This window comes from Flagellimonas rhodophyticola (genome assembly GCF_049332665.1).
Lineage (GTDB): Bacteria > Bacteroidota > Bacteroidia > Flavobacteriales > Flavobacteriaceae > Flagellimonas.
In genome coordinates this window covers 2,539,524-2,551,960 of sequence record NZ_CP186326.1, presented here as the reverse complement: position 1 = coordinate 2,551,960, position 12,437 = coordinate 2,539,524, and the positions used below count along the sequence as shown (strand labels likewise).

General features: G+C 37.4%; 12 protein-coding genes. 5 read left to right on the top strand and 7 right to left on the bottom strand.

The annotated features are described in order from the left end of the window. Positions 1-102: 102 nt before the first annotated feature. Positions 103-1,779, top strand: a complete 1,677-nt coding sequence (locus tag ACOKFG_RS11435; protein WP_422861286.1) for a tail fiber domain-containing protein — start codon at positions 103-105, stop codon at positions 1,777-1,779. Between the two features lie 106 nt (positions 1,780-1,885). Here ACOKFG_RS11435 and ACOKFG_RS11430 read toward each other — a convergent pair whose 3' ends face one another. Then, entirely contained in the window at positions 1,886-3,148 is a 1,263-nt protein-coding gene (locus ACOKFG_RS11430; protein ID WP_422861285.1) for a glycosyltransferase, read from the bottom strand. 4 nt (positions 3,149-3,152) lie between these two features. Beyond that, a complete protein-coding gene (locus ACOKFG_RS11425) occupies positions 3,153-4,664 on the bottom strand; it encodes a DEAD/DEAH box helicase family protein (protein ID WP_298789651.1) in 1,512 nt (503 codons plus the stop codon). Between the two features lie 241 nt (positions 4,665-4,905). On the opposite strand from ACOKFG_RS11425, the gene ACOKFG_RS11420 reads away from it, so the two are divergent. Next, complete coding sequence (locus ACOKFG_RS11420; protein WP_422861284.1) at positions 4,906-5,772, top strand: sigma-70 family RNA polymerase sigma factor; 867 nt, start codon at positions 4,906-4,908, stop codon at positions 5,770-5,772. Positions 5,773-6,252: 480 nt separating this feature from the next. Here ACOKFG_RS11420 and ACOKFG_RS11415 read toward each other — a convergent pair whose 3' ends face one another. Both ACOKFG_RS11415 and ACOKFG_RS11410 read right to left on the bottom strand, forming a co-directional pair. Next, positions 6,253-6,612 (bottom strand): hypothetical protein, encoded by a 360-nt coding sequence (locus ACOKFG_RS11415; protein ID WP_422861283.1) that lies wholly within the window; start codon positions 6,610-6,612, stop codon positions 6,253-6,255. 19 nt (positions 6,613-6,631) lie between these two features. Then, positions 6,632-7,438 carry a hypothetical protein gene (locus ACOKFG_RS11410; protein ID WP_422861282.1) on the bottom strand — a complete coding sequence of 269 codons (807 nt, stop codon included), beginning with the start codon at positions 7,436-7,438 and terminating at the stop codon, positions 6,632-6,634. Positions 7,439-7,561: 123 nt separating this feature from the next. Between ACOKFG_RS11410 and ACOKFG_RS11405 the strand changes: the two genes are divergently transcribed. Further along, a complete protein-coding gene (locus ACOKFG_RS11405) occupies positions 7,562-8,830 on the top strand; it encodes a dipeptidase (protein ID WP_422861281.1) in 1,269 nt (422 codons plus the stop codon). On the opposite strand, the gene ACOKFG_RS11400 is transcribed toward ACOKFG_RS11405, so the two are convergent. Further along, positions 8,827-9,234 carry a hotdog domain-containing protein gene (locus tag ACOKFG_RS11400; RefSeq protein ID WP_298789641.1) on the bottom strand — a complete coding sequence of 136 codons (408 nt, stop codon included), beginning with the start codon at positions 9,232-9,234 and terminating at the stop codon, positions 8,827-8,829. The two genes, ACOKFG_RS11405 and ACOKFG_RS11400, sit on opposite strands and share 4 nt — an antisense overlap. Before the next feature lie 192 nt (positions 9,235-9,426). Here ACOKFG_RS11400 and ACOKFG_RS11395 point away from each other — a divergent pair, with 192 nt between their 5' ends. Next, positions 9,427-10,278: a phosphatidylserine decarboxylase gene (locus ACOKFG_RS11395; protein ID WP_422861280.1), complete on the top strand. Its 852-nt coding sequence runs from the start codon at positions 9,427-9,429 to the stop codon at positions 10,276-10,278. On the opposite strand, the gene ACOKFG_RS11390 is transcribed toward ACOKFG_RS11395, so the two are convergent. Then, the gene (locus ACOKFG_RS11390) at positions 10,275-11,174 is read right to left on the bottom strand and encodes a DUF72 domain-containing protein (protein WP_422861279.1); all 900 of its coding nucleotides are present in this window, start codon (positions 11,172-11,174) and stop codon (positions 10,275-10,277) included. The two genes, ACOKFG_RS11395 and ACOKFG_RS11390, sit on opposite strands and share 4 nt — an antisense overlap. Before the next feature lie 128 nt (positions 11,175-11,302). Between ACOKFG_RS11390 and ACOKFG_RS11385 the strand changes: the two genes are divergently transcribed. After that, positions 11,303-11,710, top strand: coding sequence for a glyoxalase (locus ACOKFG_RS11385; protein WP_299485245.1), 408 nt, complete (start codon positions 11,303-11,305; stop codon positions 11,708-11,710). Here ACOKFG_RS11385 and ACOKFG_RS11380 read toward each other — a convergent pair. Then, a complete protein-coding gene (locus ACOKFG_RS11380; protein WP_299485242.1) occupies positions 11,702-12,382 on the bottom strand; it encodes a DUF2461 domain-containing protein in 681 nt (226 codons plus the stop codon). The two genes, ACOKFG_RS11385 and ACOKFG_RS11380, sit on opposite strands and share 9 nt — an antisense overlap. Positions 12,383-12,437 lie beyond the last annotated feature (55 nt).

Sequence of the window (12,437 nt, the reverse complement as noted above, 5' to 3'; positions counted from 1 at the left end):
GCTTGATTTTGAAGGAAAAAACCATGAACTTCGTTATCGGTCGTTATGATTCGTTAAAACGAACGATATCTTAACCGTTACCTGCAATTAATATTTGAAATCATGTATAAATTAAAAATTTATTTTACTGTAGTCATTATAATTACTGTATCAGTAAGGGGTTTTTCTCAAACCCAAGACCTTTCTAACGAATCATTCCAATTATCTAAACTTTCATATACCATTCCTAATCCAGGAACTTTGGGTACAGGAAAGAATAATAGTAAGTCTATTCTTTATGGCATCAACCCTGCTAATCCATCCAAACTCTTTGTACCAAGAATATTTCTACATAATCAAACAGGAACTGTTCCGGAAAACGAATTTATTTTCAGTGCATATTATCATCCAGCAATAATTTTAGATAACATAAATACTAATAGCGGGGCATCTGCGGAAGGCGGGACAAATGGATGGAGAAGCAGTGTTGTATTTCGAAAACAAGGTAAATCGGCGTGGCAAATAACTAGCGATCGTTCAAACAATGGCGATATGGATTTCTCCATCAGGCAATGGGAACCCGCTGTTAATCCACAATCGGGGTCAACTGAGAGGTTTATCATAAGACCTGTTTACAATGTTTCCCAATTGGGGATAGGTGAAACTAACAATTCTTCAACTTGGCAAAACTATATCAATGGAAATACTTTTCACAGGGGCTATCTAAAACTTAAATCATTAAATAACACAAATGGTGCCGCCGCTTTGGGATTCGAGACAGAAGGAAATGGAAATCCTGGCAATGGATATAAAACATGGTTAAGACTATCTTATAACCGTGATTTACAAATCAGCAATACCAGAACCGGAGATGATATTATTTACTGGACATTTCGTGAAGATGGCAGTATGTCCAATTACTTAAATGATTTAAGGTTTCGAGGTGAAAATGCGCAAATAACCACAATGAACAATAGTGATTCCAATAACCTTAGACTAATCTTAGGGGCTAACTCTTCGGAAACGCTTCTTAAACAAAATTATAGCACGACCAGTAGACCGTTTAATTTCTATATCGGGAATAGCAAATTGATGACCCTTAGCTCAACCGATATATACAAATTAACCGTTCACGGTAATGCATTGGCAACTGTGTGGCAAACTTCCGACAAGAGATTTAAAAAAGATATTAATAAAATTAAAACAGCAGTTGATAAAGTTAATTCACTAAATGGGGTGTCATACAATTTTAAAACTGAAGAGTATAAGAGCAGAAAATTTAATACAGGTAGAACTTTTGGGTTCGTTGCCCAGGAAGTCAAGGAAATTTTACCTGAATTAGTAATGGAGGACGACGAAGGTTTTTTTGCAATCAATTATTCGGGATTTACCCCAATTATTGTGGAAGCATTAAAAGAATTAAATGATGAAAATAGAACCCTAAAGCAAGAATTGGAGTATTTCAAAGTTGAACTGAACGAATTAAAATCTGAAATGAAGGAATTGCAAGAAATCAAGAATGGTGCTGTGGATAGTAATAATTTTGTTTTGCTTCAAAATATTCCAAACCCATTTAATGAAGACACTTATATTAGATATACAGTGCCGACCTATACCACTAAAAATTCACTATATGTGTTTGATTTAAAAGGTAGTCTTCTATTGGAGTTTAATAACTTGAAAGCGGGAGAAGGGGAAGTTATAATAGAAGCTGGTTCTTTAGAGGCCGGACTATACTTATATAAATTGATTTCTGATGGTAAAGAAATTGGAACAAAGAAGATGATACTATCTAAATAAAACAGCAGGTAACAATGGCTATAAGTAATTGCTTGTTCTCGCCTACTTTGGAAATTCCTGCGGAATTTCAGCTTGGTGTGTACTTGCTAAGTGTTAACCCACGCAACTACTCATAGCCGAGACCGATAACGAAACCACTATTTTTCCTATTTTTTTCTTCAATCCATTTGGACATATACTTGGTGCTAGCAAGTGTTTGGTGCTGCAATACTTGCCCAATGAAGTTTTGGTTTCTGTGAGCCTGTAAATCTAACGCCGCAGCTTCAACGGCTTTTCTTAACTTTTCTTCCAGATTGGCTTTGCTAAAACATTTAGTAAGCATTTGAATCCCATTGGATTGCGCTTGTTCCCATCTTTCTTTATGTTGATAAAGTGAAACTGCTTGCTCCGCAAACGAGATGGGTTCGTCCGCAATGGCTCCATTCCAGGGCCAATTGCCATGCATCCCTTCTGCCCCTATCTGTGTTGTTATGGTTGGGGTGCCATTTCGCATGGCATCGATCAGTTTTCCTTTGATCCCTGCTCCAAACCGAAGTGGCGCCAAACAGATTCTTGCTTTTTGGATTTCTGTATCCAAATCTTCCACCCACCCCATAATATGAAAGCCTTCCTTGGGATTGTGCATCTCTTGAATATGCTGTGGCAAATATGCTCCGTAGATTTTTAATTCAGCTTTGGGCAACTTTCTTCGTATCAATGGCCAGACTTCCTCTTTGAGGTATTTAATGGAATCCACATTCGGTGCATGCTTCCCATTTCCATAGGTAATGAAATCCTGTCGTTCTTCAAAACTGGGCCAATTTGGTTGCTCCTCCACACTTTCCAGCATAAAAGGAAGATGCAGCAACAGCTTGTTGGCTATGTTTAGCTCTTCTGTGAGCAAATCCAGTTCAAATGTGGAAACTAAAAGCGTAAGGTCACTGCGGTAGATACTGGCAACTTCTCTTTTCGTAATATCTTTCTGGAGCCATTGTTCAATGGAAAAATCAATATTTTCCTTGTGACATTCTTCGCGTGTCTTTCGTAATGAGTGCAGGTCTTCTGTGTTTAATATCCGAACGGCATCGGGTACAGATTCTGCAACCCGCCAACCAAACTGTTCTTCTACCATAAAACGGTCAAAAACGACAACGGAAGGATTTAACTGTTGCACAAAATCGTCAAAACTGTGATGGTTTAATTTAAGGGAAACACAGCGGACACCTAAAGCTTCCAAATCTGCACTGAATTCGGTCTTAACTGCCGTGGAACCAAAGGTTATCTCATAACCAAAGCTTTTAAATGTATGTATAAGTTGAAGCATTCGATGACCGGCCGCTGTGGTACTTGGTTCTGGCCAGACATAACCGATGATCATCAATTTCTTCATCGGACTACATTAAAGCCGCAAACTTCTTCGAGATGCTTGAACGCAACTTACGTTCATAGTCTTCCTCCAACCACTCTTTGTAGTTTTTGGTGTTATTCATAATGCAATAGGAATATTGACGTACGCGATACGAAATCTCTTCTTTAAGTTCTTTGGCCAAAATGCGGGCATCGAACACATCTTCGCTATTCTCCACGCAAATTTGTGCATGTTGTTCAATGCTCATTTCGAGTACCTGTTTTGATTTACCTCCTTTGGCGAATATTCTTTTGTACTCTTCTTTTATGTTGAAGGTAATATCTTCGGATTTGCTAAACTTGGCCTTAAGGCTATCGGGCATTTCATACACAAATTCGCGTTCTATATCTTCGTCATTTTTAATGTTCTCGAGATAAAAATCTGGAAAATGAAAAATTTCCTGCCAATCCACTGGAGCATCCCAGGGACCAAACCTTGCGAGGTTGTTCCCCAAATCTATCACGCTGAACTCATCTTTTTCCTGTAATATCCTTGAGCCCCGCCCAATCATCTGAAAATAGAGCGTCAGAGACCTAGTAGCCCGATTCAGAATGATGGTCTGCACACTTGGTTCGTCAAAACCGGTCGTAAGAATACTTACAGAAGTAAGGATTGCATTTGGAGTGTTGGCAAACCAATCCAATATTTCGCGCCTCTCGGACGCTGTATTTTTATTGTCTAAATGACGAATGTCATACCCAGCCTTTTTAAAGGTTTCATAGACATACAATGAAGTGCTTATTCCATTATTGAAAATAAGTGTTTTGGTTCCCTTGGCAATTTCTTCGTAAGCCGATACCAACTTGCCTAGCATGCTATGGTTGCCATAGAACTCATCTGAAGACTTTACGGTATAGTCCCCATTTATTCCCAGTTTCAGAGTACGCAAGCTTACATCATAGTTATAGAGATTGGCTTTGGCCAAAAACCGTTTTTCTATTAATGATTTAATGGACTCCCCTATAATCAAATGTTTGTAGTGGTCCTTCATCGGCAACTTGATGTTGGAGCTCAGAGGAGTTGCTGTAACTCCTAAAATTGTAGAACCTTCAAAATATTTGAAAAGTTTTCTGAATGAATTGTAATGGGCCTCATCAATAATGACCAATCCAATATTGTTGATGGTCACTTTTTCTTCTTGAAGTCTATTATTCAAGGTTTCGACCATCGCCACAAAACACATATAATCATCTTGATCATGAAGTTCCTTGACCTCACTATTGATGATTTTGTTGCTCACTCCAAAACCATGCAACATTTTGGAAGTCTGGAAGCTCAATTCAATTCTATGGGTGAGTACAATTACCTTTTTTCCCGTCTCTTGGATATATTTCCGGGTTATTTCAGAAAAAACCACTGTCTTTCCTCCACCGGTAGGTAACTGGTATAAAATATTGGTTCCCTGTGGAAGCTCGTTGATGTGCTTGAAGATTTTTTTCAGGTCTTCATGCTGGTAATCGTAAAGTGTTTTCTTGCGCAATACTTTTTCTACTTCCAAAGAAATTTTGAATTAAATGTTGGAAACTAACAAACCTTACAAAATTAGGAGTTTTTATCCTATGGATACGGGCAATGCTTTTATTTCTATTAACCTACTATCAACAACTAGGATATTGATATAAAAACGCAATAATTTGTAGCTGGTTATAACATTTTGATAATAATATCAACCGCAACTTGGAAAATTATCTTTTATGATGTATTATGTAAGCTATAACCACCTGTAACAGAAGACACCTATGCGGCAGCTAAAGATTATCAAGCAAGTAACCAATCGTGAATCCAAATCTCTTGACAAATATCTTCAGGACATTAGTAAAATTGACCTGATCACAGCACAGGAAGAAGTTGAGTTAGCGCAGCGAATTAGAACAGGTGATCAACTTGCGCTAGAGAAACTTACCAATGCCAATTTGCGTTTTGTGGTTTCGGTTGCGAAACAATATCAAAATCAAGGTTTAACTCTACCCGACCTTATCAATGAAGGTAATGTAGGCTTGGTTAAGGCTGCTCGGCGTTTCGACGAAACTCGAGGTTTTAAATTTATCTCCTATGCCGTTTGGTGGATTAGACAGTCCATTTTGCAAGCCTTGGCAGAACAATCAAGGGTAGTTAGGCTCCCATTGAACAAGATTGGTTCAATCAACAAGATCAAGAAAACTTTTTCCTATTTGGAACAGGCTCATGAGCGCCCACCATCCGCGGAGGAAATTGCAAAAGAATTGGATATGACTGTTGATGAGGTAAAACAATCATTGAAAAATACAGGTAGACATGTTTCAATGGACGCTCCTTTGAAGGAGGGTGAAACATCAAGTTTGTATGATGTCTTGAATTCAAATGAATCTCCCAAGCCGGATAAGAATTTAATGCATCAGTCATTATATACTGAAATCAACAGGGCATTGGAAACATTGTCTCCTAGAGAGGCTGATGTGGTTCGATTATATTACGGAATTGGAGACCAACAGTCCATGACTTTAGAAGAAATTGGAAGTACTTTTGATTTAACTAGAGAAAGAGTCCGTCAGATTCGAGAAAAGGCGATTAGAAAATTAAGACATACATCGAAGAGTAAAATCCTGAAGTCATATTTGGGAGGATAGCTAATTCAAATAAAAAAAGGGACGTATATACGTCCCTTTTTTTTATGCTTTAACCATATCACTTTAGGTGATCATGGACGGCTTAACTGACTGATGTTAATCTCTGTCAACATATCATTTAAATCTTGGATAAAATTTAAATAAGCCGAATTTTCTAGGTTTTGATTTTTCATAAGATATAGTTTATGGGGCTTACACTATAAGTAATCTAACTCTATAAGTTCGTTCGAGCTCAAAATTTCGTTCAATTCATGAAGAAAGGCTAAATATTCTTCACCATAGGTATCGTATAACATAGTACGGGCGGTTTATTATTTGGGTTGTACTTATAACGTAAACCTAGCGGAAAGATTATCCTTTAACAATAAATTGTGGTGAAATTCCCGTATCAAGTTGTGAAACTTAAAAAATGATATTCTGTAGGATTAATCTTTCGGGTTTTTGCGACACAAATTCCGTTCAAAAGACAACAACATTGTGTTATTCCATTTCGTAAATGTCCGGTGAAATATCAAAACCGACACCCGCACCGGAGTTTGAATTTGAAGGCCTGATGTTGAATTCATCGTACAGAAAGCACAGGCTCATTGGCAAGCGTTTATTTTCTATAGCGACGTACACATCCATCCTGTACAACAGTTGCTGTTTTACTTTGGATGCCTTTTGTCTTAATTCCGGGACTTGACTTTTTTCCAATTCCAATAACAATGGAATTTCTTTTTCGTCACCGATTTCTAAAATTTGGTCTAATAAAATTAATTTGCAATCTTGGTCAGAAGCGTGTTCAAACAACTGATGAAAGATGCTCTGATGGTAATCAGGGAGATCTTGATCTTTCATGCTATGTTAGGTTTGGTTTTTACATATTACGGAGTACTTCAATTTCAAAATCAACCAATTCATCTACTTTAGGAAATTCAACTAAGAATTGGTTGTACAGAAAGTTAAGGTATTTAAGGTCGTTGTCCGTGTTACAGACAGTAATCATTTGTTCCGTGATTTCAAGTAAGCTCACGGTTTTCATCATTCTAAGGCAGGGTTGTATTTTTTGACATGCAAAATCCACTCCTCTAAAGTTTTTTGTTTGCATATGAACTTTTACACTCCCAATAAACTCCAAAATGTTTTGTTTATACAGCCGTATGAGCTCTTCCAAAAGCTCCATTTGTCCCATACATTCTGTCAAAACAGGTTTCAGATTTACCCTATCAGTTTGAAGAAATGAGGTCAGGTTTCTCTCTATTCGTTCCGTTTGGAAAGATGATGTATTGGATTCTTTTGGAGTTGTATTAACTTTTTTCTTCTGTAATCCCGCCATGCGGTTACCCACGGTGGATAAGGCCTTTAGGATTTCTGCTTGCTTTGGGCTAAGGTTTGTTTTTTCAAACATGGCTAGCAAGGAGACTAAAATATCCGTATCACTCGATTTTGAATTAAGCACATTGTCCGGTGTTCTATCAAGGGTTTGAATTCCTATTTGCTCATAAATGACATCCAGTTGTTCCATCTCGGGAATTCCAAATACCTTGTCCTCAAGACCATTTTTAAATTGGTCGAAAGATTTTTTGAGCTTTCCCGCTTCTGCTGTACCTAATTCTTCATATGAAAAATTACTGAGCCCAATCTCCAATTTTTCTAAATACGTGAGTAATTCCCTTGTTCCCAAACTTCGTATTGATTAATATTTCAACTAAAAATGTGGATTTGCAAGAGTCTATCCAATTTATTGTTCTATAGTGCGGTCAATTTGTTGTCAAATTGCTTTATTTGTATGTGTAAACCAACCGTCATGAAACACATCCCTATTTTCTTATTCACATTGGTGCTATTTTCATGCGCTAAAAAAGCAGAAACCTTGGAGGAAAAAGCTAAGCGAATCCATCAAAAAGTCATCACAATTGACACCCATGATGATATTAATGTAAAAAACTTCACAGAAAGCATCAATTACACCCAAAACCTTGAAACACAGGTGAATCTACCAAAAATGAAAGCTGGTGGTTTGGATGTTGCTTGGCTGATTGTCTATACCGGTCAAGATTCGTTAAACGCTGATGGATATGCCAAAGCATCGGACAATGCAATCTCGAAATTTGAAGCCATTCACCGCTTATGCAATGAATATGCTCCAGAAGATATTGAAATAGCGCTTACTTCAAAAGATGTGCGCCGTATTGTTGCCGCTGGCAAAAAGGTTGCTATGATTGGGGTTGAAAATGCTTATCCCATCGGAGAAGATCTTGCGAAATTTGAGGAGTATCATGAGCGTGGTGCGCGATATATTTCATTATCACATAACGGACACAGTCAATTCTGCGATTCCAATACTGGAGAAAAAGATGATATTTGGCTTCATAATGGTTTAAGTGAATTGGGTAAAGAAGCTGTAAGTGAGATGAATAGACTCGGGATGATGATTGACATTTCACACCCTTCAAAAGCTTCTATTATGCAAATGTTGGAGTTGTCTAAAGCGCCGATAATTGCTTCTCATTCTTCGGCTAGAGCACTCTGCGACCATAGCCGCAACTTGGATGATGAGCAATTACTTGCTTTAAAAGCGAATGGAGGTGTCGTCCAAACGGTAGCTTTCAGTTCTTATTTAAATACTGAAAAACATGAAAAACGAGCTGCTTATATGAAGCAAATCTATCAAGGGATAGCAGATTCTCTTGGCATTAATTGGTATGAGCGGTCATCATTTAGTACCCTTGATAAGGCGCAACAGGAAGAGTTTATGGAAAACTATCCGAAAGTTACTAAAATGGGTGATGAGAAAGCTTCCAAGAATCCTGACGCTCCCGAACAAGTTAGCGTTACTGACTTGGTTGACCACATTGATTATTTGGTAAACCTTATAGGTATTGACCATGTAGGAATCAGCTCTGACTTTGACGGCGGAGGTGGAATCGAAGGTTGGTCAGATGCCTCGGAAACCTTAAATGTTACAATGGAATTGGTTAAACGTGGATATTCAGAAGAAGATATTGCTAAGCTGTGGGGTGAAAACTTACTTCGGGTTTTGGATAAGGTACAAGAAGTTGCTTCGCAATCTTAAGATAGTTTCTTTTTACGTTCTTCAAGTCGGTCTTTAACGAATTCCACCTTGGTTTTTCCATGAGGCGCGGGATTCCCATTACCATCCAAATTCACCATAATAATATGGTCCACAGTAACAATGCTTTCCCTGTTCATCTTATTTCGGACTTCACAGTTTAAGGTTATTGATGTAACACCAAACTTTACCACTTCTATTCCTATTTCAATGATATCCCCTTTTTGGGCACTGCTCATGAAGTTTATTTCCGACATATATTTTGTGACCACCTTTTTGCTTTCTAGTTGAATGATACTATAAAGTGCGGCCTCTTCATCTATCCATGCTAAAAGTTTCCCTCCAAACAAGGTTCCATTGGCATTTAAATCTTCTGGTTTTACCCATTTTCTGGTATGAAATCGCATAGAGTATTGTTTAATTTCTGTTCAACAAAATTTAGTCTTTTGCCTGAAAGTGTCAATAGTATTTTGACATTTAACAGAAAGATTTAGTTATTATAAAATATGTTAATCAAAAAATAAACTTTTCTTAATTCGTTGGCATATAAAATTTTGGGTCCATAAATTCAAGGAGTCAATCTAAATCAACAAACACTCATGGAGACGATTACCAGCTATTACTCCGACCCCAGTTTTACCGTTTTTAAAGTACCAAGGTGGCGAGCCAAACTCTATAAATTTTTATCAGTAGAAGTTTGGGGAAACATTCCCAGCAATCTTCAAAGATCAATTTCAGCATGGTACACTTCTTTTTATAATAAACCTATTTCCAAAAAAATTATTGAACCGTACGTGAGGATGAATTATTCAGATAAAAATTATCTGGAAAAGTTCAAGCCCCCAAACGGTAAAACAGACTTTGAATGCTTTCAAGACTTCTTTATTCGTGAATTTAAAGCCCTTCCAAGAGTTGAAAGTCCATATGTATGGCCCTGCGAAGGTTTGCTGTGTGATGAAGAACGTATAGATAATTTACGTTTGGTATGCATAAAATCTGATATACGAACGGTGGCTGCGGTTTTTGGAATTGGTGATAAAAAAATACCCAAAGATTATACATTCACCAATGTGTTTTTGCATAATAAAAACTATCATCGTATTCATTCACCAATTAATGGGACAATCAGCAGAATCCAACATTTACCTGGCGATTTAGTTGTACTACGTCCGTGGATCTATAAAGAAAATCCCTCCTTGCCTGCATTCAGAAATGAACGCTATAACATTGACATTCTTGATGAGAATGGGAAAACATGGCATTTATCGATTGTGGGTGGACCGGCGGTTGGTACTATTGCCTTAGCTAAAAATATTGCAGTCGGTAGTAAGGTTTCCAAACTACAAGAACTGTCCCTTTTCTATTTGGGTTCAACATGCTGTATGGCAGCACCAATCTCTCCGAGATACCACAACAAGAACACCTTTGTAGAAGTGGGCGTCCCTTATTAAAATAAGGTATTAGGTTTGGTTTTAACAAGAGTATTGGGGACCGTAAGTTTGGCATCCAAACCTTTATTTAGTTGCTCTATAAAATATGCAGATAAAAGCGGTGACTCCAGTTCTAAATTTTGGTGTACAAAAAAATGAATGTTATTGAGGCCTTTGTTTTTCCATACAGATAAGTGTTCAATCCAATCATCCAATCTTGGGTAGTCAGATTTATGATTAGCACCGACGTACCGAATAAAAGCTTCATTATTCGTCAAACGCATATGCATTAAATCCCTTCTTCCCGCAGTATCCACCAAAACATTGGTCATACTATTCTCTTCCAACAAATGATATAGCTCTTGAGCTACTTTTTCATCATTGAACCAATCTGTATGCCGGAACTCCAAGGCCAAGGGAAACTCTTTTGGCCAATATTCAACAAAGCGCACTACCCTATCCCAGTTCTTGGGCCCAAAATTATTATGCATCTGAAGAAAAATGGTGCCCAATTTTTCCTTTAAAAGCGAAGTAACTTCGAGGTACCTATCGGTAATTTCATAAACTTTATCATTCAATCGACGCAAATGACTCACGTCCTGTGTCATTTTTGGAAAGAACTTGAATCCTTCTGGAGTCTTATCGTACCATTTTTGATATTGTTCTGCCGGAAAAATTCTATAAAAGGTCGCGTTCAACTCTATACTATTGAACTGTGAAGAATAATAGACCAATTCATCTTTAGTTCCCCTAGGATAGAAATTTTTAAGGTCTTGGCGGTTCCATTTGGCACATCCTACATAGATATTAGTTTCTTTATTGATCTTGTTTTTGGAGAGAACCACTTCTGTATCAGGGTGATCCTGTGGGATTGTAAAATCAATTAATTCTGGATGCTCGACTTTTCCAAACTTCATGAACAATGTTTTTAATAACAGACTAAGTTATGAATAATTGTAGGCTGTTCATAACATCGTTAAAAACTAAAACCGTCTGTAGAAGTGAAGGCAGGATGATTATGTAATTTTAAGGGAAACTAATGCACATGGATTCAAGATCCAATCACCTGAAGGGCATTCGACCGGAGTTAAAACAAAGTCTTTTGCACGATAACATGAGCTCTGATGAGCATTTTCAAAACCAAACGCTCCGCCCAGTCATCAAGTTTCAAAACTCATTACTACTCGAAGTCTTTAAAAATTACATCCGAAAACACAAGGGTACTTTTTATGAGTTGTCCTTGGAAAAACGGTTGGAATACATCGAAAACGCAATCCAGAAAGACATTAAATTCAGAAATTCCCTAAAGGGAATGATTATCGGGCAATTTACTGTGGAAGAATACCAGATTTATATTCAAAATTCATCAGCATTGAACAAGCGCATGATGCATATTGTAATAGAACGTCTTAAGGATCAAGTACAGATTCTAGAGTCAGAAGTTTTAGTCTAATAAGGACTCACCATTCAAATTTGTTGACAATATATCGCTCATCAAGTCGAAATAAGGTCTGATGGCCTTGAAAGATTTGTCCACTTCTTTGATAAAATCTTTGGAATGTACTTGACCATCCGAAAAGTTACGCACGAAAATAAACTGCTTCCTTTTAATCAAATCAATATTGGGGTGTTCCTTGTCAAATCCTTTAGGTGCAGTCTTCACCCCATCCCCAACCAAATCACCCCAAATTTGTTTGAATGATTTTTCGTTGATAACATTTCGAAAATCCGAAGCATCCATTTCCAATTCTTTACGGATACGAAACAAATCGTCTTTATGTGGCTCCCAAAAACCAGTAGCTGCGAAACTACCTCCAGGTTTTAACTGAAGGTAATAACCACCTCGTAGTCTAGCTCCCAACCTGGAGAACGACCCGGCGAAATGTGTTTTGTAAGGCGTTTTATCTTTTGAAAAGCGAACGTCACGATAGATTCTGAACATTTTCATCTTCTCAATATCATCATGAACCTCCATATGTTCTTGCAAAGCAGCAAAAAATGATTTCACGCTAGCTTCATGCTTCTTAAAAGCTGGTTTGTTCTTTTCAAACCATTCCTTGTTATTGTTCTTGGCCAGTTCCTTTAAAATGCCAAAAGTTTCCTTGGATATAATTGTATTATTCACAGTACAACGATGATGTGTTATTTTTAAGCTAAAGTTAGCCATTTCTTTATCCGAG

What these genes read in the sequence shown, in the direction of transcription:
- ACOKFG_RS11435 (WP_422861286.1), top strand. Translation starts at nt 103, where the DNA reads ATGTATAAATTAAAAATTTATTTTACTGTAGTCATTATAATTACTGTA.
- ACOKFG_RS11430 (WP_422861285.1), bottom strand. Translation starts at nt 3,148, where the DNA reads ATGAAGAAATTGATGATCATCGGTTATGTCTGGCCAGAACCAAGTACC.
- ACOKFG_RS11420 (WP_422861284.1), top strand. Translation starts at nt 4,906, where the DNA reads ATGCGGCAGCTAAAGATTATCAAGCAAGTAACCAATCGTGAATCCAAA.
- ACOKFG_RS11415 (WP_422861283.1), bottom strand. Translation starts at nt 6,612, where the DNA reads ATGAAAGATCAAGATCTCCCTGATTACCATCAGAGCATCTTTCATCAG.
- ACOKFG_RS11405 (WP_422861281.1), top strand. Translation starts at nt 7,562, where the DNA reads ATGAAACACATCCCTATTTTCTTATTCACATTGGTGCTATTTTCATGC.
- ACOKFG_RS11400 (WP_298789641.1), bottom strand. Translation starts at nt 9,234, where the DNA reads ATGCGATTTCATACCAGAAAATGGGTAAAACCAGAAGATTTAAATGCC.
- ACOKFG_RS11395 (WP_422861280.1), top strand. Translation starts at nt 9,427, where the DNA reads ATGGAGACGATTACCAGCTATTACTCCGACCCCAGTTTTACCGTTTTT.
- ACOKFG_RS11390 (WP_422861279.1), bottom strand. Translation starts at nt 11,174, where the DNA reads ATGAAGTTTGGAAAAGTCGAGCATCCAGAATTAATTGATTTTACAATC.
- ACOKFG_RS11385 (WP_299485245.1), top strand. Translation starts at nt 11,303, where the DNA reads ATGGATTCAAGATCCAATCACCTGAAGGGCATTCGACCGGAGTTAAAA.